The following is a 19,838-nucleotide window of genomic DNA, read 5'->3' as shown; positions in this document are numbered from 1 at the left end:
GATTTCGTTGCGGCACGAAGCTACACAACGATCTGCCCACGCATTGGAGGAGGGGAACACATGGCCAACTTTTCTGCCGCCAGTTTCAAGACCGTTCACCTCGGAGTATTGCTTGGGCAGACTGCCGCGTTGAAAGATCGGCTGCTGGATCGGCACCTGCTGCCCCTTGGCATAACCGCGGCACAACTCAAAGTGCTGCGGATTATTTGTCGCGGCGATGACACGGCGGTCGCGTTGTGTCGACACCTGTCCATTCACAGCGCTTCGATGACGCGAATGCTGGATCGCCTTGAACGCAAAGGCCTGATCGTCCGTAGCCAGGACGGTCAAGATCGACGCCAGATGCGTCTGATGCTGACCGACAAAGGCGAAACATTGAGATCAATGTTTCCGCCGATGGAGGCTGCCGCGATGAATGAATTCACGGAATGCCTCACGACGGAGGAACTGCGTAGCCTGGAGAGTCTTCTGGAAAAAGTGGTCGGCACTGAAGAGTCACGTATGCCTTAGGGTAATTCGGTGGGCTGTTGTTGATCGTCTACCGCAAAGGTATGCACGCCGCAACCACCGGTCCAGGCTTCGTTGCGGCGTCTGCAGGCAGCGCGACTTTAATCGTCACCCGATGCGGGAACTTGATGGGTAAATGTCGACGTAATCGTTATGACTAAGAACGCACGTGCAATCCTGCATGCGGGTCTACCCCCTCAGGGTTTCCCCCTGGTCATTTGTTCATACATCCGAACCCTGCGGTGATTGCGCGCATAACCGCCCATTGCCGATACGGTGCCGCTTTGAATGTGATCGAGGTAACGGAACATCTTTCGCGGTGAGATAAAGCGCACCTGGTAGCCTCGGGCAGTCATTCGATCCTGCAGTTCATACCCAGGATTGCGTCTGTCCATTTGAAAGTGAAACCCGTGTCGTTTGATGAGTGCCGCATTCCAAAGCGTGCAAAAGCTTTTCAGGTGAACCTCTCGATACGCTTTGGGCGCTCTTGCCTGAACACGTAGCGCTGACAATGCTGGCAAAGCTCCGTGAGCCCCGCGTTTATGGCTTTGTCCGCCGCGCGAGATCATTGAGCAGCTTGTCATTTGCCAGGGCTTAGGGCAGGGTCGATACCACCAAGATCTCTGTCAAAGGAGTCACCCCATGTCAAAGCTCTATCCCAGTATCGATCCCGAGGGGCTGGTCGAGTATTCAGTGGTCTACACCGACCGCTCACTCAACCACATGTCGCAGTCATTTCAAGGGGTGATGAAGAACATCTCCCAAACCCTGAAACACGTCTACAACGCTCAGGCGGTGGCGGTGGTTCCAGGCAGCGGCACATTCGGCATGGAAGCGGTGGCGCGACAGTTCGCCACCGACCAGCAATGCCTGGTGATACGCAACGGCTGGTTCAGTTATCGCTGGAGCCAGATCCTCGAGATGGGCAACATCCCGGCGGCCACCACGGTGCTCAAAGCCCGACCGGTCGATACGGGTCGCCAGGCGGCCTACGCGCCGCCGCCTCTGGACGAAGTGCTGGCAGCCATTCAGGCGCAGAAGCCGCAGATAGTCTTTGCCCCCCACGTTGAAACCTCATCAGGGATTATCCTGCCCGACGACTACCTGCGGGCCGTCGGCGACGCGGTGCACGCGGTGGGTGGCCTGTTCGTACTGGACTGCATCGCCTCCGGCACGATTTGGGTCGATATGCAGCAATGCGCAGTCGACCTGCTGATCAGCGCACCGCAGAAAGGCTGGAGCGCCTCGCCTTGCTGCGCCCTGGTGATGCTCAGCGCTTTGGCCCTCGAGCGCATCGAACAGACGCAAAGCAGCAGCTTCGCCTGCGACCTGAAAAAGTGGCTGCAGATCATGCAGGCTTACGAGCAGGGCGGACATGCCTACCATGCGACCATGCCGAGTGATGCCCTCGCGCGATTCAACGAAGTGATGAAAGAAACGCAAGCCTACGGTTTTGACAAGGTTCGCGACGAACAACAGACCCTGGGCGATCGGGTGCGGGCGATGTTGACCGGCAAAGGCATCAAAAGCGTGGCCGCAGCCGGCTTCCAGGCCCCTGGCGTCGTGGTGAGCTACACCGATGATGCCGATATCAAGAGCGGCAAGAAATTTGCCAGTCACGGCCTGCAGATCGCCGCCGGGGTGCCGTTGCAATGCGACGAACCGGCCGACTTCCAGACCTTCCGCATCGGTTTGTTCGGGCTCGAAAAGCTGCAGAATATCGAGCGCACGGTCAGCACCCTCGAGCAGGCACTGGATGAAGTGATGGGGCACTGATCGTTAACGAACATGACGCTTGTCGCCGAGACGTCATGTTCTGATCAATCAGAAGACAGGAGCTTCCTGATTTCGGCAATGATCAAATCGATGTTGAATGGCTTCGCCAACACAGCGTCAAACAGATCCGGCCTTTGCATGCCTATGTGCGCCTGAGCGCCGCTCATCAAAATGATCGGTAAATGATTGGCTGATGGAAGGGCCCGGACAGCTGTGGCGAACTCTTGGCCATCCATCACCGGCATCATGAAATCAGTAATGATCAAGGCTGGACGCTCTCGGTCCAGCACCTCGAGACCTTTTTGACCGTTGCTGGCCTTAACGACCATGAACCCCTCGTCCTCCAGCGCGAAGCTGAGAATGTCAGCGATCAGATACTCGTCGTCGACGACCAGGATGGTGGTCATTTCAATTCAACCCGCTCGAAGGCTTAAGCATGTGTACCAGGCGATGATTCAGTGGCGACTGGCGGTTCATGCCTTGACGGCTTTTTCAGAAAAACATCTTGATCACGGATGACGACCTCAAAACGAGAAGGATCGTAAGAGCTGTCACGTACTTTGAGAATCGAAAGCGTCCTGCTTAGTTCAGCGTGATTTTCAAAGAACCGCATCAACATCAGGTTGTCGACGATACTGGACAAGTCCGAATTCGGTGAGCTGACCTCCGAGCCAAATAAATCGCGCATCTCCCACGACACAAATACGGTAACGCCCCTCGATCGCAGCTCGTTCATCAGTGCACTCAAAAAGTCGGTCACCCGTGCCGGATTTGTCGCGACTCGAGTCATGCCGCTCAGGCTATCGATGAATAAGCGCTTGATGCCTCTTTCCTCGACAATGCTCAACAGTCGTGCACCGACTGCATCGAGCAGTCCCTCGGTGGTCGGTTGCCAGGCAATACTCAACGCACCGCTAACTTCCATGCCTTGAATATCGATACCCAGTGACAGGCCCTTGAGGCGCAAGCGTTGTGGGCTTTCATAAAAGCCGAAATGCAGGCCAGGAGCATCCACTGTCGATTCGGCCAGGAATTTAAGGCCAAGCGTGGTTTTGCCAATGCCCGACGGTCCCATGACCAGCGATACACTGGAGCTGTGCAGGCCACCGCCCAAGATGGTGTCCAGCGAATCGATGCCGCTGGGAATGCGCGTCATGTCGGCGCTATCAGGGGAAGTAGGGTGGCTGTAGAGACTTTCGATTCGCGGGTAAACGACTAGTCCCTGATCGGTAATTTCACACTCATGCAGGCCGGTCATCGCCCCGCTGCCGCGCGTTTTACGCAGTTGAATACGGCGTACCGAGCGGGTGCCATAGAGCTCTTCACCCATTTCAATCACGCCATCGACCATGGTGTGTTCGGGGCTGCCATCGTCGAGACGGGAGCTGGTCAGAAACAGCACTGTGCAACCGGCGAAAGCGGCGTGCCCTTGCAACTCTGAGATGAATTTTTTGGTGTCGATGGGTGATTCGGCCTTTGAGCGCGCATTAAGCAGGCCATCTACCACCATAACCGTGGCTTTCTGACGGCTTATTTCGCGTCGAAGCAGCTTTACTACCTCATCCAGGCCTTCGTTTTCCAACGTGTCAAACGCACTGACAAATTGGATTTCGGCACCCACCTTGGAAGAGTCGAAGAAACTAAGCGTGGAGAGGAACTGAAAAAGGCGGTCATGCGATTCGGCCAGCAGTGTGGCGACCAGAACCCGGCCTCCGTTTTTCGCATGATGGAAACCAAGCTGGTTCGCGAGGATCGTTTTTCCAGACCCTGGGCGTCCCTGGATTATGTATGAAGCACCCTCGACGAGGCCGCCCTTGAGCAGAGCATCGAGCCCTTCTATTCCACTTTGAAGGCGTTTTAGCTTTTCCACAATGCGACCCTGATCCGAAAAAACATCTGTTTAACCAAGCTAATGGGATGCTACTCCATTTCTGCTTGGGAGCCGCGTTTCCGAGATAAAGAAATTCCCGAGAGGCCCCATTTGGCAGCCTGTTCGTGAGGCAAGGCGCACCTGCGTGCATCGCCAGCAAGCTGGCTCCTACAGGTGTTGCGTGAACCCGGCCCTGTCGCACACCACAGAACCCTGTAGGAGCGAGCATGCTCGCGATGGTCTTTAGCCGACAGCGCCCGGATACCACCGAAACGCGGCCGCTATCAGCAGCCTTCAGTCCCTGACCGCGGCCGTCACCATGATTTCAACCAGAACATCGGGGCTGGCCAGGTCAGCCTGGATCGTGGCTCGCGCAGGTGCGCAGCCCTCGGGCAACCAGGCGCTCCAGGCTGTGTTCATGGCAGCGAAGTCGCGACCAATGTCTTTCAGCCAGATTTGCGCACTGAGCAGTCGGCTGTTGTCGCTGTTGGCTTCAGCCAGCAGCGCATCGATTTTCGCCAGCACTTCGACGGTTTGGTCCGCGCAATCAGCTTGTCGGTTGTCGGGCACTTGCCCGGACACGAACACTTGCGGACCAAAGACCACAGCGCCGCTGAGTCGTGAATTAACGTTCAGTCGTTTGATCGGCATGGCAATTTCCTGACGATAGAGGGACCCGACACCCTAGAGGATTACCCCCGCGCTGACCAATGCGTGGTAGGGGAGCATCCATAACCTGAGGTTATTCAGTGCTGCTGTGCATCGGGAGGTCCAGACGGCTTCCGAGGGTTTGCAACAGCTCGATAAAGTTGTGGTCGAGCTTCGACAAGGTGTTGGACTCATGCACCAGCGCCGCCAGCTTGAACGGGATTCGCGGGCGTACCGGACGGATGAAGCAACCCGGCCGCAACATGGCCTGCGCCGTCAGGGCATCGACGATGGCGTAACCACACCCGGCCTGTGCCAGGGCGCACGCAACGTAGTAGGTCTGCACTTTGATGGCGCTGTCTGCGTGCGGCAGTTCAGTCTCGTGCAGTGACGGCAGCAAGCCGCCGAGCGGGTCATCCTGGGGCAGTCGGATCTGGCTTTGCGTGGTCAGGTTATCCAGGGTCAGGGGCGAGGTATCGGGGTCGGTGCTGAGGCAGACCAGCTCGGATTCGCCCAAAGAAACACTGCGTATGCCGGGGTGGTGCGAGGGGTTGAAGACAATCGCGATGTCGATCTCGCGTGCCAGCAGGCTGGCGATCAACCCGGCGGTGTGGCCGGTCTGCAAATCGATCATCACACCCGGCTGCCGGGCGCGGCTGAGTGCGATGGCCTGGGGTAGCAGGCTGAGCCCCAGACTCGGTACGCAGCCCAGGCGCAGCAGCCCTTCGGGGTGTTGGCGCAGGTTACGCGCCAGACGCCTGACGTTTTCCAACTCGCGAAATACTTTCTCGACTTCCGGCCCGAGCAGTTCGGCTTCATGGGTCAGTTGCAGGCGACCCTTCACGCGTTCGAACAGACTGAACCCCAATTGCATTTCCATGTGCTGCAAGGTCTTGCTCGCCGCAGGCTGGGAGATGCGCAGAATCTCGGCGGCACGACTGACCGAGCCGGTGAGGCGTATTGCCTGGAACACTTCAATGTGACGTAGACGCATGCTTGCCTCAAGTGTTGCCCCATAACCCCAGGCTATGGATACGGTCGCTATGGATATTGGACGGTGCCATTTGCGGCTGTCAACAATGCCACCACGGACTCGTAGTGAGCGAGCCGGCTACGTCAGGAATAGCGGCAATGCATGTATGTGTGATCGGTGCGGGCGTTGTGGGCGTGACTACGGCCTGGTATCTGGCCCGTCAGGGACTCAAGGTCACCCTGGTCGATCGTCTTGAGGCGGCCGCCCAGGGCGCGAGTTACGCCAATGGCGGACAGTTGAGTTACAGCTACGTCGCACCACTGGCCGGCCCAGGGGTACTGGGCAACTTGCCCGATTGGTTGCTGAACGCCGATTCACCGTTGCGTTTCCACCCGCGCCTGGACCTTCATCAATGGCGCTGGTGCCTGAATTTCATGCGGGCCTGCACCCTGGGTCGCAGCCGTAAAACCACCGCCGAGCTGCTCGAACTGTCCTACTACAGCCGTGAGCTCGTCCACCAGTTGATGGTCGGCGATGCCCTGCAATTCAACTACCGGCGCAATGGCAAGCTGATCGTGTACCGCGATAGCCGATCGTTGGCGGCCGGCATGCAGCAGGTGGCGTTCCAGGCGGCGCTCGGCTCGCAACAGCATGGCCTGAGCCGCGAGCAGTGCCTGGCGCTGGAACCCACCCTGGCCCATATCGGGCCGTCCCTGGCCGGGGCGATCCACACACCGAGTGAAGAGGTCGGCGATTGCCGGCTGTTTACCCAAGGGTTGCTCGACCGGCTAATGGCGACAGGGCAGGTCGAGACACTGTTCAACACCGAAGTCGTGGAATTGCGCCGTGAACGCCGGCGTATCGCCGCGGTGGCGACCACCCAGGGCGAGCTGCAGGTGGATGGCGTGGTGATCTGCTCCGGCGTCGCGAGCCGGCCGTTGCTCAGGAATCTGGGGATTCACCTGCCACTGTACCCGTTGAAGGGTTACAGCCTGGACATCCCCCTGACCGAAGAGAGTGTACGCAGGGTGCCCGGCATCAGCGTCACCGACAGTGCGCGCAAGGTCGTCTATGCGCCACTGGGACAATCCCTGCGGGTGGCGGCGATGGTCGATATGGGCACTGGTAATGACCGCATCGATCCGTTGCGCATCGAGTTGTTGAAAAAACAGGTGCGTGAAACCTTCCCCGATCTGGACCTCTCGAACGCTCGGCCCTGGGCGGGTTTGCGCCCGGCCACCGCACTGAGCAAGCCGATTATCGACGTCACACGCTTGCGCAATCTCTGGCTCAACGTGGGTCACGGCGCGTTGGGGTTCACCCTCGCGTGTGGCAGCGCTCGGGCGCTGGCGTCGCTGGTCTGCGGCGAGCAGCCGGCGATTAATCTGATACCGTTCCAGGCCAGCAAGGTGTGTTGATTTTTCAAATCGAAGGCCCGTGTGGCCCGTAACGTGCAGCGCAATACGACCCTGATTAATCATAAAAACAGAGAGCGAAACGATGAAAAAAATTGATTTGTTCGGTGGGAAAACGCGATTGGCCTGTGGGTTGTTACTGGCCAGCGCGAGTGCACTGCTGCTCCCTGATGCCAGTGCGCTGGCATCCACCTTGCGATTGGGTATCTCGGCCGATGCACTGACGCTCGACCCTATCCATACCAATGACAACCCGGCGATCTGGACCGAGCTTCTGATCTTCGATCAATTGGTACGCACGGGTACGGACGGTAAAAGCATGGAGCCCGGGCTGGCGGAGAAATGGGATATTTCGGCCGACGGCAAGGACTACACCTTCCATCTGCGCCCCACTGCGAAGTTCTCCAACGGTGAACCGGTGACGCCCGAGGACGTGGTGTTTTCCCTCAAGCGCGCGGCCAGCGAAACATCGGACTGGGGACGTTTCTTCCGGCCGATCACCCGCTTCACGGTTGTCGATGAACACACGGTAATGCTTTCGCTGGACAAACCCTTCACCCCGATGCTGAGCAATCTGGCGATGTGGAGCGCGTCGATTCTGCCGCGCAAAACCGTGGAGGCGCAGGGTGATGCGTTCTTCGACAAACCGGTGGGCAGCGGTCCATTCGTGATCGGTGAATGGCGCCGGGGCGAGAAGATGGCGCTGAACAAGAACCCCGAATACTGGAACCCGCAAAAGCCGAAGGTGGACAGCGCGGTGATCAATATCGTCGCCGATGACAACGCCCGTGCCCTGCGTTTGCAGGCGGGGGAACTGGATGCCATTGTCGGTGTGCCGTTCAACCAGATTGAGCAGCTCAAGCGTGACCCCAACCTGAACGTCGGCCTCGCCAACGTCCTGCGCACCGAGCTGATCCAGCTGAACACCCAGGTCAAACCTTTCGATGACATACGCGTGCGCCAGGCACTGAACTACGCTGTCGACAAGACCGGGCTGATCAAAGGGGTGCTGCGCGGCAACGGCACTGTCGCGACGTCGCCGCTGCCGGTCATGGTCTATAACAACACCGATATCAGCGCGTACCCGTTCGATCCCGAGAAGGCCAAGGCACTGCTCGCCGAAGCCGGTCTGGCAGGCGGTTTCAAAACCAAAATGCTCGTGGCTTCCGGTGACGCCACCCATCGCCAGGTGGCGAGCGTGATTCAAAACTCGCTGAAAAAAATCGGTGTCGAAGTGGAACTGCAGTTGATCGAAAGCAGCTCGCAGTTCAGCACCACCAAGTCCGGCAACTACGAAATGGCCTTGAGCTTTACCACCAGCGACACCCTCGACCCTGACCAATTGGTGGGTTTCACCTCGGTCAATCCGGAACGGGCTGACGCCATGCACACCCGCTGGAAAGATGCCCGGGTGAACGAGCTTTACGAACTGGAGCGCAGCACGCCCGACGGCGAAGAGCGTGGCAAGCAGTTCAAGGAAATCGAAGCACGGGTCCATGAAGGTGCGCCGTTCATTTTCCTTTACCACCAGAAAGCACCTTACGCCGCCAGAAAGAACGTCGAAGGCTTCGAGGTCCTGCCGACCTCGAACTACCGCCTCGAAGACGTCAGCGTCAAGTAAACGAACCCGCCACGAACGCCATGACCTGGCGTTTGTGGCGCTTCTGGCCACCGTGGCCGTAGCCGACTGATGTGGGGTCGTACGTGCAGATATTACGTTTTTGCTTTTCGCGATTATTGCAGCTGATTCCCGTCTTGCTGGGCATCACGCTGATCGCGTTTCTGTTGTTGCGGGTCATGCCGGGTGACCCGGCAACGCTTATCCTGGGTAACCGTGGCAGCGCCGAAGAGATTGCCCGGTTGACGACCCAACTGGGGCTCGACCGGCCGGTCTGGTTGCAGTACCTGAATTTCTTGAAGGATTGCCTGCAAGGCAGTTTCGGCAATTCCATCGCTTACAAGACGGCGGTCGGTCCACTGATCTGGGAACGACTCTGGGCGACCCTGGCGCTGGTCGGCTACAGCACCGTGCTGGCGCTGCTGATGACCGTGCCGCTGGCATTTCTCAGCGCGTTGCGCCGCAACGGTTTCTTCGATCACTTGATCAAAGTGCTGTTCGTGATGGCGATGTCGATGCCGGCGTTCTGGATCGGCGTGCTGCTGGTGCTGGCCTTCAGCATTTACTGGCCGATTTTTCCCGTGTCGGGTTACGGCGACGGTTTTCTCGACCGTTTGCATCACTTGTTCCTGCCGTCTTTTGTCGTCGCGCTCGGCACTGCCGCGCTGACCATCCGTTCGATGCGCAGCTCGATCATTGGCGTGCTGTCCGCCGAATACATCGACACCGCACGCGCCAAAGGCATCGGACAAAGCGCCTTGCTGTTGCGCCATGTCTTTCGCAATTCGTTGCTGTCGACCATCTCGGTACTCGGCGTGCACACCAGTTGGGTGATCGGTGGCACGGTCGTGATCGAATCGGTGTTCGCCATCCCGGGCCTGGGTAATTTGCTGGTGTCGTCCATCAGCGCCCGGGACTACCCGATGGTGCAAGGCCTGACCGTCACCTTCGCGGTCCTGGTCGTCCTGATCAATCTGCTGACGGACCTGGCGTACGTCATCGCCGACCCACGGGTGAAACTGTCATGAGTCGATTTCTCAGTGCTGAAACCTGGCAACGTTTAACCCGCAATTACTCGCTGCAAGCGGGGCTGATGCTGCTCGCGCTGTTGCTGCTGACGGGCTTCCTCGGGCCGCTGTTATTGCACAGCGACCCGCTGGAAGTGGACTTCTCGATTGCCTTGCTGCCACCGGGGGCCGAGCACTGGTTTGGCACCGATGACCTGGGTCGTGATGTGTTCTCGCGGGTGGTGCATGCCATTGGCATCGACCTGCAGATCGCCAGCATCTGTGTGATTCTGCCGTTCCTGATCGGCACCACCGTTGGCCTGGTGTCTGGCTACCTCGGCGGCTGGGTCGACACGGTGCTGATGCGTCTGGTCGATATCCTCTGGGCGTTTCCGTTCTACGTGCTGGTGATTGCCATCGTCGGCTCGCTGGGGCCAAGCGTCGGCAACATGTACATCGCTTTCACGGTGGTGGTGTGGATTTCCTTTGCGCGCATCGTGCGCGGCGAAGTGCTGCTGGTGAAGCGTGCGGAATATGTTCAAGCCGCCCAGGTGTTGGGCTACAGCCATCTGCGCATTGTCTTGCGGCACGTGCTGCCCAATGTGATCACCCCGGCCATCGTGTTCATGATGGCGGATGTGGTGCTGACCATTCTCGCGGTCACCTCCCTGGGCTTTCTAGGCCTGGGCATTCAACCGCCCACCCCGGAGTGGGGCGTGATGATTTCCGAGGGGCGAAACTTCATTCTCGATGGCTGGTGGATCTCTTTGTTTCCAGGGCTGGCCATTGTCTACGTGGGCATCAGTTTCGCGTTGCTCGGTGACGGGCTGGATAATTTTCTGAGGCCAAAAGCATGAACCCATCCCTAGCGCCTCTGTTGCAAGTCAAAGAACTGCGCACCTGCTTTCCCGGATTCCAGCAGCGGGTTACCGCGGTTGACCAGGTCAGCTTCGATATTCAGCCAGGCGAGATATTCGGCCTGGTAGGCGAGTCCGGCTGTGGCAAAAGCACCACCTGCCGTTCGGTGATTCGCCTGTTTGGTGGCGCCGCGGTGGAGATCGCCGGCGGGCAGATTCTGCTCGAAGGCCAGGACCTGGCCAGCCTGAGCAATCGCGAGATGATGGCGGTGCGCGGCGAGAAGCTGGCGATGATTTTCCAGGACCCGATGACGGCCCTCAACCCGACCATGCGCATCGGCGACCAGATCGCTGAAGGTCTGCGTCGACATCGCACGTTGAGTCGCGCGCAACTGCGCCAGGAATGCATCGAGTTGTTGCGCCTGGTCGGTGTGACGTCGGCAGAGCAGCGTCTGCAAGCCTGGCCTCATGAGTTCAGTGGCGGCATGCGTCAACGGGTGTTGATCGCCATCGCCCTGGCCTGTCGGCCGCGCTTGCTGATCGCCGATGAACCCACCACCGCGCTGGACGTGACCATCCAGGACCAGATCCTCAAGCTGCTGTTGCGCCTGCGCGATGAAACCGGCATGGGGGTGTTGCTGGTCACCCACGATCTAGGTGTCGTGGCGCAAACCTGTGATCGGGTAGCCGTAATGTACGCCGGCAAGATCGTCGAGATCGGCAGCACCCGTGCCCTGTTCAAACGCCCGCTGCATCCCTACACCCGCGCGCTGCTCGCCGCGCTGCCCAGTCATGCCGGACAGCGCAGCAAGCTCAAGCCGATCGCCGGCGCACCGCCCAACCTGGCCGAGCCGCAGCAAGGTTGTCGCTTTCGTCCGCGTTGTGAATTTGCCACTGAGCGGTGCGCGCAACAGGAGCCTGCGTTGCGCGAATTCGGTACGGATCATCAGAGTGCCTGCATCCGTCAGGAGGAGTTGCCATGGTGAAGTCCAGTGAACCGCCGTTGCTGGAAGTCCGGCATCTGCACAAGCGTTTTGATAAGCCCCGAGGCTTGATCGATCTTTTATCCGGTGCTCCCGCGCGCGGACTGCATGCGGTTCGCGATGTGTCGTTCAGCATCGCCGCCGGGGAAACCCTGGGTGTGGTCGGGGAGTCCGGTTGCGGCAAGAGCACACTCGGGCGCTGCCTGGTGGGCCTGCACCCACCGAGTGCCGGAGAAATACTCTGGCGCGGTCGGCCCATCAGTGAGTTGGGCAACAGCTTCGCGATCAGTCGCAAGATCCAGATGATTTTTCAGGATCCCTATTCGTCGTTGAATCCGCGTATGACGCTGGCCCAAACCTTGGGTGAAACCCTCAAGGTGCACGGCATCGGGGCGAGCAAGTCGGAGCGTGATGACCGTATCGATGAGCTGTTGCTCACCGTCGGTTTGCCACCCAGGCTCAAGGATCGTTTGCCCCACGCGTTCAGCGGCGGCCAGCGTCAACGGATTTCCATCGCCCGCGCGTTGGCGGTGGGCCCGGAATTGATCGTTGCGGATGAACCGGTGTCGGCCTTGGACGCCTCGGTACAGGCGCAGATCATCAATCTGTTCGAAGAGATCCGGGAAACCATGGGCGTCGCGTTTTTGTTTATTGCCCACGACTTGAACGTGGTGCGCCACATCAGTCAGCGCATCGGTGTGATGTACCTGGGGCAGATGATGGAACTGGCCGACGCCGACACCCTGTTCGATACGCCGATGCATCCCTACAGCCGGGCGCTTCTATCGGCGATTCCGTTACCGGATCCGGACCAGCGCAACCTCACGCCAAGCCTGGAGGGCGAGTTGCCTGACCCGCACAATCCGCCACCGGGCTGCGCCTTTTCCAGCCGTTGTCCGCGAGTGACGGCCGCGTGCCGAGCGGCGATTCCGGCACTTGATGAATACCCGTCCGACCACAGGGTGCGGTGCATACATCCGTACCAACCGCAGCTCAGCGCTTTTGACCAGGAGACGTCTCGCCATGTTCTTTGACACCACCCCTCGCAGCCAGGACCTGGGGGACACTCTTGTCCAGAAAGCCCTCGAGGATTACCGCTCGGCAGGGCTGAGCGCAGACGGCCTGGGGGTGACCTTGTTGTTGCATCCGCAGCGCCTGACCCAGGAGGGCCGAGCCCATCGGCCAGAAGGTTTCGCCTATCGCGGGCAACAATTGTTCTACCCGTGCAGCGTGGTCAAGGCGTTTTATCTGGTGGCGATGGATGCCTGCCTGGCGAGTGGTCAGGTGCAGCCCCATGAAGATCTTGAGCGAGCGATGCGCGACATGATCATCTGGTCGAGCAATACCGCGACCAACTACGTCATTGACCTGATCACGCAGACCACCGGCGACACGTTGTTGTCCGCCGAGGAATTCACGCTCTGGGCCAATCGGCGGCAAGCGGTTAACCGCTATTTTCAGTCTCTGGCGTGGCCAGAGCTGGCGGAGATCAATCTGTGCCAGAAGCTGATGGACGACGAGCGTTACGGCCGGGAAAAAGCCTTCGTGACCTTCGGTGGCAACAACCACAATCGCTTGTGCAGCAATGCGGCGGCGCGGCTGATGTTCGAACTGTTCAACGGCACGGTTGCGTCACCCGAACGTTGCCGCCGCATGACCGCACGCTTCCATCGGCCGCTGACCGCCGAATTCGCCGCGCAACCTGCGGCGCAGATAAACGGCTATTTCGGTGCGAACCTGCCCAGCGATGCCACGCTTTACTCCAAGGCCGGCTGGACCGGCTGGACGGGAGACCCGCTGGCCAGCTATCGCCGCCACGACCTTGGTTACGTAGAGCTGCCGTTGGATCATGAGGGACATTACCAGGCGTTCACCCTGGCCGTGTTTACCCAAGGGCAGGCGATGTCCGAAGGCACGCAGGTGCTGCCTGCGATTGCTCGACTGGCGTATGACGCGGTGAGGGCGGTGTGATTTGAAAGGGTAAAGCTATCCACAGAATGGGTGTGTATATCTGTGGATAACGGTCCAGGAAGCCCAGTGCACATGGCTTGTCATAGATTGTTCATTAATTGAACACTTGGAAATTTTGCTGCTGACAGGTTGGGTGGCGAAGAGTTTTTTGTCCGCCTGAAGCGGTCACAGGACAAGACACAAAACGGTGCAGGCCCTTCTTTGTCAGCATTGAAGGGCACTGCCTCTCATAAAGCCTAGCGATCACCCATCAGCCGCCGCCCGGCAAAAACCTCACTCACGCGCCCTCGCTGAACACCGGCACGGTGAAGCAGAATTCTGCGCCTTGGCCCGGCTCGCTCTGGGCGAAAATCCGTCCGCCGTGGGCTTCGACGATGCCTTGGGTGATGTACAAACCAAGACCCGTGCCGGTCGGGTTGCCTTCCTTCACCGTCCAGTAGCGGTCGAATACATGAGGCAGTTGCTCCTGGGGAATGCCTTCGCCGCTGTCACGCACGGTGAAGATGATGTCATCGCCAACACACTTGGCGTGGACGTCGATGACGCCTTGGCGGGGGGTGAATTTAATGGCGTTGCCGACCAGGTTCGAGAGGACCTGGAACAGCCGTTCGGGGTCGGCGTGGACGCGCAGATCGGGGTCGGCCTCGAAGGAAATGCTGATGTTTTTGTCCATCGCCAGCGGCGCGAGCAGCGATTGCGCTTCTTCGAACATCTGGCTGACGTCGAGTTTTTGCGGGGTGATAGTGTAGCGTCCGGCATCGATTTTTGAAGTGTCGAGCAAGTCTTCCAGCAGCGTATTCATGCGGCCGGCCGCTTGCTGCATGGTGTCGATGGCCGTGGAGATACGCCGCGAGGTGTGGGGGCCGTCGGAGCTGAAGGCCTTCTGCATCATGCCGCAGAGCATCGAGATGACCGTCATGGGGTTGCGCAGATCGTGGGAGACCACCGCCACCAGTTCATCTCGGGCGCGTACCGCTTCCTGCTCGCGTCGCACCTGGCGGGCGAGGTCGTTCTCCAGTGCGGAGCGACGCAGATCGTTGGCCGCGAACACATCGCCGTGGCTCCACTTGGTGGAGATCCCGGCCATCTCGACTTTCCAGATTTCAAACGAGGTGCGCGGTCGCAGGCGCAATCCGGCGTCGGAGTTTTCCAGGTCGAGCGGCTTGCGCGGATCACCGCTCCAATTGATGTTTTCCTTCGCCTCTGGCCGAAACCACATCACACCGTTGGCCACCGGTTTGGGCAGGCTCATGGCGAGCACGCCGCTGGCTGTTTGCTGAAAGTGTGCGGCAGGCGGATACACCGTGGACAGCTGATGCGTGGCGAACACCGGCTCGCCGTTGTCCTGCAGCCACTTGTGCAGGGCGCGGATATCTTCGGGCTCAGGGCAATTGCCAAAGCGGTGCAGCTGGTTGTCTTCGATGATGGCGATACCACCGGCACGGGTCAGCGCCATCAGCACTTCGGGCTGGGTGGCCAGACCGTCAAACACGTTTTGTGGCGAATCGATCATCGCCTGATTGAGCAAGGCAAGCGCCTCGACTTTTTCTTCACGCTGGCGGCTGATCTCCAGCGCTTCCATGGCGCTGATCTGTAGCGACAACACTTGGCCGATGGTCTGGCAGGCGATGCGCAGTTCGTGGGGCACGTGCAGCGGCTGACGGTGGCCACAGCTGATCAGCCCCCACAGTTTGTCGCCCTTGAGCAGCGAGATGCTCATGGACGACAACACGCCCATGTTTTTCATGTACTGGCAGTGGATCGGCGAAACGCTGCGTAACGTGGCGAAACTCAGGTCCAGCGGCGTCCCGGTGTCCGGGCGTAGCTTCGGCACCAATGGCACTGGCTGGTAATCGGCGTTGGGGATGATCCGCAGCCAGTTGGTTCGATACAGCTCGCGGGCCTGCTCCGGGATGTCCGATGCCGGGAAGAACAAGCCATTGAATACTTCCATGGCTGGGTTGGATGCTTCGGCGATGACTTGCCCGTGACCTTCTTCTTCAAAGCGGTAGATCAGCACCCGGTCGTAACCGGTCATGGCCTGGATTTCCGTCACGCTGATGTCGTACAGCGCCTGCAGGGAAGTGGCCGCTTGCAGGCGTTGGAGCATCCGCCCGAGATGGGTGTTGATGCCGGCGACGTTGAAGGGCTGGAAGTTCTCGACGTGGATTTCCAGTTCCAGGATCAACACGCCTTCATGGCGGTGGAGCAACCCTTCGAACGACGTGCCGTTGAGCTGCAAAAGCAGCGGCGGGGCGTCGGAGAAGGGCGGGTGATTGAGGATTTCACGCACGGCCTCGGCAGGCGCTGCGCCGATCAGCTCCGCCAGCGGCTTGCCGATGAGACGTAACGGGTCGCGGGCGAGCAAGGTCTCGACGTTCGCGCTGACCTGGATGATCTCCAGCGCCGGCTCGCTCAGGGTCACCAGCAACCCGTGCGGCTGAATCGCGCCAGGGAAGCGGATCGGTTCGTCGGCACAGTTGGCCAACAGTTCTTCGAAGGCTTCTTTATCTTGCGGAGTCATACCAGTACCTCTCGGCGTTCGAGCCAACGCTCGAAACAGCTGAATGTAGTTTGTGCTGCGGTGACAACAGCTGCACGTTCGGTGGCATCCATGGGGCGAACGCCCAGGTAGTCGATGAAGTCACGCCAGCGCCGTCCGGTGGCCGCGCCATAAACGTCCAGGAACGCCGCGCCGTTGTCGGCATGCAGATCCAGGCGAGTCGCGATTTCCCGTCGAAGAATCTGCCCGCCGAGGGTCGCGCCTTCCAGCACGTACAACACGCCCAGGCACGCGGCAGAAGAGTCGATCATTGGCAATTGCTGGCAGATTGGCAGGCTTTGCAGCACGTCGGCCGATGAGGCCATGGCGTGCAGGTCCCGGCGTAGGGTTTCGCATTTGAGACGGGGTGACAGATCAAAATCGGCGGGGAATGTGTCGCTGCGCTGCAATGCGCTTTCCAGTGGCTGATAGAAGCCGTAGTAGGCCTGCATCAGCTTTTCAAAGCCGCGGATATCAAGGGTGTCGGAGAAAAAAGGCAGGCGCTTTTCCAGTGCGATATGCAGCTCGGCAGTGCCAGCTCGCAGGTCTTGAAGCACGGGTGGCACAAACACCTGTCGTTCCTTTGCTAGCATGTAAATCGCTCTTGCTGGGGCCGCCTGGGGCCATTAGGGATTGGCATTGCATAGGACAATTTAGCACTTCAGGCCGGAATCATGACTGTTCGGACAGTTTTCCGCCTGGTTCTTCACTGGAGGAGAATCTGAGTTTTACGGGAGTGGAAAGTTCGACAGGTCTCATGAAAAGCCGCTTCAGTCTTTCGCTGAGGTCTTGTCGCGATGGGATCGGGACGTACCCTTATGCACCCGACTCGAACGAGCTAGACATAGACGTGAATAGATAGAAATGTCGGAAACAGAGGCAAGTAATCCTGGAGTAACGGAATACGGCAGGCTGAGTCGCGAGCCTGCCATCAGCCAATGATGATCGTGCCGACGGCGATTACCGCACAGGCCAGGATCTTTCGGACAGTCAGTGTCTCTCCCAGGAAAAAATAACCGATCAACGCCGCAAACAACACGCTGGTTTCACGCAGTGCCGAGACCGCTCCCATGGGCGCGGCGGACATCGCGTAGATGACGATGCCATACGCCAGAAGTGAAACCAGCCCACCGACGAAGGCGGCGATGAACCCGGGCCGGAAGGTAAACAAACTCTTCGCGTCGCGCACGCCGATGTAGACCAACGGCATCAGGACGCCCCACAAGGCACACATCCATACCGTGTAGGCCATCGGTGCGCCGGACAGGCGAACGCCAATGCCATCGGTGACGCTATAAGCCGCAATGAAACAGCCGGTGCCCAAGGCATAGGGCAGGCTGGGAACGGCGAGCTTGCGCCCTCTGAAGGCCAGCGAAATGATCCCGCCTGACACCAGCAAAATGCCGAACATCGCGACCGCGCCGACCGTTTCCCCGGCAAAAACCGACGCAGCGAGGGTAATCAGGATAGGGGAGGAGCCCCGTGAGATGGGATAGGTTTGTCCCAGGTCGCCAACCTTGTAACTGCGCACCAGGAACAAGTTGTAGCCAACGTGCAGCACCGCCGAAAGTACCGCGTAGAACCAGCTGGCTTTGGCCGGCGCCTCCAAAAACAAGGCCATGACGACACTGACGATCGCGACCGCCACGCACATGATCGTCATCGACCAAAGTCTGTCGGCGCCGCCGCGCAACGCGGCATTCCAGCCAGCGTGCAAGAGTGCTGCGAAGAGGACGAGCAGGATGATGTGATAGGGCATGCGCCATCCTAGGCGATACGACGTTTTGATTAAAGCGAAGTCCTCTCATTGCAGAATGAGCAACTCCTCATGCTTCATCGGTAGCCGTGTTCGGCCTTTTAGATTCGGCCAGCGTAATTGCCAGCCTATCCACCCTCATTGTGCCAACTGCGCTGTGGTCCCTCGCGACTCCTCGGGTATTAAGCAGCCTTTGGCCATCCACTGGCAGTCTCTGTCCCAGCGATAGCCAGCTTCCAAGTCGCCACGATCATTGTAATACGCCAGGCGCAGTTGACTGGGATTCAGATCGAGTTTGACAAACCCGGCCCGCGCTGCGGAGAACAGGCTATCCGGCGTAGGTGTATTCAGGGGGTAGATTTTCTGGCCTCCAGCACCGGAGATGACCCACGCGGGCTCCCCAGCACGCAACAGCAATTGCTGATTGTGATCATGGCCTGACAAAAGCAGATCCACGTTGTTGCGTTGCAACGCTGGCAAAAGCCTGGCAACCAGATCCGACTCCTCGCCATGCTGGCCCTGATTGCGCACCGGGTGATGGGACGCAGCGATTCGCCACACCGGCGCCGGCCCCGGCATCTGGAACGCCTGATCAATCAAGTCGATTTGCTGCTGCAAACTTTCACGCGGCGCCGAGGTGTCAAGGAACACTATTCGCACCAATGGACGCCCGTCGACTTCACCGAAATCCTTGATGTAAAAGTTCGTTGGCATCTGCCAGCGGCCCGATCCCTTGCGCTGTTGTCCGTACTCGATCTCATACTTTTGCGACACCGGGTAATCATGATTGCCCAGCACCGCGTAGAACGGCACATGACTCAGCCAGTGGCCCCAATAGACACGCTCGAATTTGGTTTGCCAGTTGAAATCATGGGTACTGGCTAACGACTTGCCGTAGAAGTTGTCGCCCAGGAACACCACCATGTCCAGCCGCCCCTCATTGGATGCGACCCGCTCCATGGCCCGCCCCACCCGCCACTGCTGCAGGTCACCGCTGCCTTGATCGCCCACAGCGATCATCGAAACCGACGCAGGGTCCAGACCGCTCAGCGGAACATAAGGCGATGGTGGCGTACACAGCCAGTACGCCCCAGCGATCAGCAGAAGAACGCAGGTGACGGTTGAGCAACGCACAACACTTCTGAGCAACGAACGTTTTGCAACCATCGAGGAGGAAGTTGTGCTTTTCAATTGATCACTCACTGGGCATCGCAGGGTGGTGAAATTAAGGTCGATAAATCTGCTGGCTGATTTTCAAAGCATGGCTGACTAAATCGAAAGCTTGCCCGACGGACCGTGAAGAATTCGTTGGTTTGATCACAAAAAATCAAGAGGTGGGTGTTAAGCGATCTGGTATTTGACCTCGGAACCGTTGAAGCGCGCCGAGAACGAAATGAAGTTGAGAGGGCAGGGATTGCACGTTCTGATTGGTGAGCGCTATGCCGTGGTGGATTGACCAAAGCGACTTTGAGTCTATCGAAGCCTCTTCCTACGTTACCCTAGGTATTGCGTTCCTGGGCGGCATCTGCTTCGCATTATCTCCCAGAGAGGATGTTCTAACTCTCGGGTTGAGCCGGGTGCTAGAAGCTCAACGCGTTTAAGGGGTTTTGACTTCGGGGTATTCAGGTCCTTCTCGTATCCTGACCGTTTGCTCCGATAATGACGGATTGACCCATTACTATTTCGTTGAAAAGATTATGCCTAGCCCCGATCTTTCGGAATTGCATGTCGTGTCGCAACCTCAAAGGCGCGCAGCGTGGCGAAGGGAGGTAAATCTTTCATGGGTTTTTTTCTTGGCCGGCAATCAACAGTCATGTGTCATGAATGAAAACTCAAGGTAGTACACGAGGTATGGCTGTCGAGAGCAACCGCCTTGTCTGTCTGCCGACGCTTGTGGCAAAAGATGAGCTGTTGA

At 58.9% G+C, this 19,838-nt stretch carries 17 protein-coding genes and 1 pseudogene; 9 read left to right on the top strand and 9 right to left on the bottom strand.

The window, feature by feature from the left end; all coding sequences use genetic code 11:
- The first annotated feature begins 60 nt into the window (after positions 1–60).
- Positions 61–510, top strand: a complete 450-nt coding sequence (locus tag NTD84_RS01505) for a MarR family winged helix-turn-helix transcriptional regulator (protein WP_262162987.1) — start codon at positions 61–63, stop codon at positions 508–510.
- Positions 511–704: 194 nt separating this feature from the next.
- Here NTD84_RS01505 and NTD84_RS01500 read toward each other — a convergent pair.
- Positions 705–1,013 (bottom strand): annotated as a pseudogene (locus tag NTD84_RS01500) (glycosyltransferase); the annotation flags it as partial.
- Between the two features lie 136 nt (positions 1,014–1,149).
- Between NTD84_RS01500 and NTD84_RS01495 the strand changes: the two are divergent.
- Positions 1,150–2,283 (top strand): aminotransferase class V-fold PLP-dependent enzyme, encoded by a 1,134-nt coding sequence (locus NTD84_RS01495; protein ID WP_262162986.1) that lies wholly within the window; start codon positions 1,150–1,152, stop codon positions 2,281–2,283.
- A gap of 44 nt (positions 2,284–2,327) precedes the next feature.
- Here the strand turns inward: NTD84_RS01495 and NTD84_RS01490 are convergent, their stop codons facing one another.
- The 4 genes from NTD84_RS01490 to NTD84_RS01475 all read right to left on the bottom strand — a co-directional run bounded on the left by NTD84_RS01490 (position 2,328) and on the right by NTD84_RS01475 (position 5,795).
- Positions 2,328–2,690 carry a response regulator gene (locus NTD84_RS01490; protein WP_262162985.1) on the bottom strand — a complete coding sequence of 121 codons (363 nt, stop codon included), beginning with the start codon at positions 2,688–2,690 and terminating at the stop codon, positions 2,328–2,330.
- Between the two features lie 23 nt (positions 2,691–2,713).
- A complete protein-coding gene (locus tag NTD84_RS01485; RefSeq protein ID WP_262163269.1) occupies positions 2,714–4,156 on the bottom strand; it encodes an ATPase domain-containing protein in 1,443 nt (480 codons plus the stop codon).
- Between the two features lie 291 nt (positions 4,157–4,447).
- Positions 4,448–4,804: a RidA family protein gene (locus NTD84_RS01480; RefSeq protein ID WP_262162984.1), complete on the bottom strand. Its 357-nt coding sequence runs from the start codon at positions 4,802–4,804 to the stop codon at positions 4,448–4,450.
- 91 nt (positions 4,805–4,895) lie between these two features.
- The gene (locus NTD84_RS01475) at positions 4,896–5,795 is read right to left on the bottom strand and encodes a LysR family transcriptional regulator (RefSeq protein WP_262162983.1); all 900 of its coding nucleotides are present in this window, start codon (positions 5,793–5,795) and stop codon (positions 4,896–4,898) included.
- Positions 5,796–5,806: 11 nt separating this feature from the next.
- On the opposite strand from NTD84_RS01475, the gene NTD84_RS01470 reads away from it, so the two are divergent.
- The 7 genes from NTD84_RS01470 (at position 5,807) to NTD84_RS01440 (ending at position 13,625) form a co-directional block, all read left to right on the top strand.
- The gene (locus tag NTD84_RS01470) at positions 5,807–7,192 is read left to right on the top strand and encodes a D-amino acid dehydrogenase (protein ID WP_262163268.1); all 1,386 of its coding nucleotides are present in this window, start codon (positions 5,807–5,809) and stop codon (positions 7,190–7,192) included.
- An 82-nt stretch (positions 7,193–7,274) separates the two neighbouring features.
- Positions 7,275–8,810 carry an ABC transporter substrate-binding protein gene (locus tag NTD84_RS01465; RefSeq protein WP_262162982.1) on the top strand — a complete coding sequence of 512 codons (1,536 nt, stop codon included), beginning with the start codon at positions 7,275–7,277 and terminating at the stop codon, positions 8,808–8,810.
- Positions 8,811–8,893: 83 nt separating this feature from the next.
- Positions 8,894–9,835 carry an ABC transporter permease gene (locus NTD84_RS01460; protein ID WP_262162981.1) on the top strand — a complete coding sequence of 314 codons (942 nt, stop codon included), beginning with the start codon at positions 8,894–8,896 and terminating at the stop codon, positions 9,833–9,835.
- Positions 9,832–10,671, top strand: coding sequence for an ABC transporter permease (locus NTD84_RS01455; protein ID WP_262162979.1), 840 nt, complete (start codon positions 9,832–9,834; stop codon positions 10,669–10,671). Before NTD84_RS01460 ends, NTD84_RS01455 begins: the two co-directional genes overlap by 4 nt.
- Positions 10,668–11,657, top strand: a complete 990-nt coding sequence (locus NTD84_RS01450; RefSeq protein ID WP_262162977.1) for an ABC transporter ATP-binding protein — start codon at positions 10,668–10,670, stop codon at positions 11,655–11,657. Before NTD84_RS01455 ends, NTD84_RS01450 begins: the two co-directional genes overlap by 4 nt.
- Complete coding sequence (locus NTD84_RS01445) at positions 11,651–12,688, top strand: ABC transporter ATP-binding protein (RefSeq protein ID WP_262162976.1); 1,038 nt, start codon at positions 11,651–11,653, stop codon at positions 12,686–12,688. Before NTD84_RS01450 ends, NTD84_RS01445 begins: the two co-directional genes overlap by 7 nt.
- Positions 12,678–13,625 carry a class A beta-lactamase-related serine hydrolase gene (locus NTD84_RS01440; RefSeq protein WP_262162975.1) on the top strand — a complete coding sequence of 316 codons (948 nt, stop codon included), beginning with the start codon at positions 12,678–12,680 and terminating at the stop codon, positions 13,623–13,625. The genes NTD84_RS01445 and NTD84_RS01440 overlap by 11 nt, the downstream gene beginning before the upstream one ends.
- Before the next feature lie 277 nt (positions 13,626–13,902).
- Here the strand turns inward: NTD84_RS01440 and NTD84_RS01435 are convergent, their stop codons facing one another.
- From NTD84_RS01435 to NTD84_RS01420, 4 genes are all read right to left on the bottom strand, one after another.
- Positions 13,903–16,149: an ATP-binding protein gene (locus NTD84_RS01435; protein WP_262162974.1), complete on the bottom strand. Its 2,247-nt coding sequence runs from the start codon at positions 16,147–16,149 to the stop codon at positions 13,903–13,905.
- Positions 16,146–16,760 carry a biliverdin-producing heme oxygenase gene (locus NTD84_RS01430; protein WP_262162973.1) on the bottom strand — a complete coding sequence of 205 codons (615 nt, stop codon included), beginning with the start codon at positions 16,758–16,760 and terminating at the stop codon, positions 16,146–16,148. The genes NTD84_RS01435 and NTD84_RS01430 overlap by 4 nt, the downstream gene beginning before the upstream one ends.
- Positions 16,761–17,098: 338 nt before the next feature.
- Positions 17,099–17,926, bottom strand: a complete 828-nt coding sequence (locus NTD84_RS01425; protein WP_262162971.1) for an EamA family transporter — start codon at positions 17,924–17,926, stop codon at positions 17,099–17,101.
- 135 nt (positions 17,927–18,061) lie between these two features.
- On the bottom strand, positions 18,062–19,126 hold the full coding sequence (locus tag NTD84_RS01420; protein WP_262162970.1) for a metallophosphoesterase: 1,065 nt from the start codon (positions 19,124–19,126) through the stop codon (positions 18,062–18,064).
- Between the last annotated feature and the right edge of the window lie 712 nt (positions 19,127–19,838).

The organism is Pseudomonas sp. 14P_8.1_Bac3, from assembly GCF_025466085.1.
Classification (GTDB): Bacteria; Pseudomonadota; Gammaproteobacteria; order Pseudomonadales; family Pseudomonadaceae; genus Aquipseudomonas.
Note: the sequence above shows the minus strand (reverse complement) of the source record. Positions and strands in the feature narration are given on the sequence as shown.

Excerpts from the sequence above, each read along its gene's own strand:
- NTD84_RS01505 (WP_262162987.1), top strand. The coding sequence starts at position 61 with ATGGCCAACTTTTCTGCCGCCAGTTTCAAGACCGTTCACCTCGGAGTA.
- NTD84_RS01495 (WP_262162986.1), top strand. The coding sequence starts at position 1,150 with ATGTCAAAGCTCTATCCCAGTATCGATCCCGAGGGGCTGGTCGAGTAT.
- NTD84_RS01490 (WP_262162985.1), bottom strand. The coding sequence starts at position 2,690 with ATGACCACCATCCTGGTCGTCGACGACGAGTATCTGATCGCTGACATT.
- NTD84_RS01480 (WP_262162984.1), bottom strand. The coding sequence starts at position 4,804 with ATGCCGATCAAACGACTGAACGTTAATTCACGACTCAGCGGCGCTGTG.
- NTD84_RS01475 (WP_262162983.1), bottom strand. The coding sequence starts at position 5,795 with ATGCGTCTACGTCACATTGAAGTGTTCCAGGCAATACGCCTCACCGGC.
- NTD84_RS01465 (WP_262162982.1), top strand. The coding sequence starts at position 7,275 with ATGAAAAAAATTGATTTGTTCGGTGGGAAAACGCGATTGGCCTGTGGG.
- NTD84_RS01455 (WP_262162979.1), top strand. The coding sequence starts at position 9,832 with ATGAGTCGATTTCTCAGTGCTGAAACCTGGCAACGTTTAACCCGCAAT.
- NTD84_RS01450 (WP_262162977.1), top strand. The coding sequence starts at position 10,668 with ATGAACCCATCCCTAGCGCCTCTGTTGCAAGTCAAAGAACTGCGCACC.
- NTD84_RS01445 (WP_262162976.1), top strand. The coding sequence starts at position 11,651 with ATGGTGAAGTCCAGTGAACCGCCGTTGCTGGAAGTCCGGCATCTGCAC.
- NTD84_RS01440 (WP_262162975.1), top strand. The coding sequence starts at position 12,678 with ATGTTCTTTGACACCACCCCTCGCAGCCAGGACCTGGGGGACACTCTT.
- NTD84_RS01435 (WP_262162974.1), bottom strand. The coding sequence starts at position 16,149 with ATGACTCCGCAAGATAAAGAAGCCTTCGAAGAACTGTTGGCCAACTGT.
- NTD84_RS01430 (WP_262162973.1), bottom strand. The coding sequence starts at position 16,760 with ATGCTAGCAAAGGAACGACAGGTGTTTGTGCCACCCGTGCTTCAAGAC.
- NTD84_RS01425 (WP_262162971.1), bottom strand. The coding sequence starts at position 17,926 with ATGCCCTATCACATCATCCTGCTCGTCCTCTTCGCAGCACTCTTGCAC.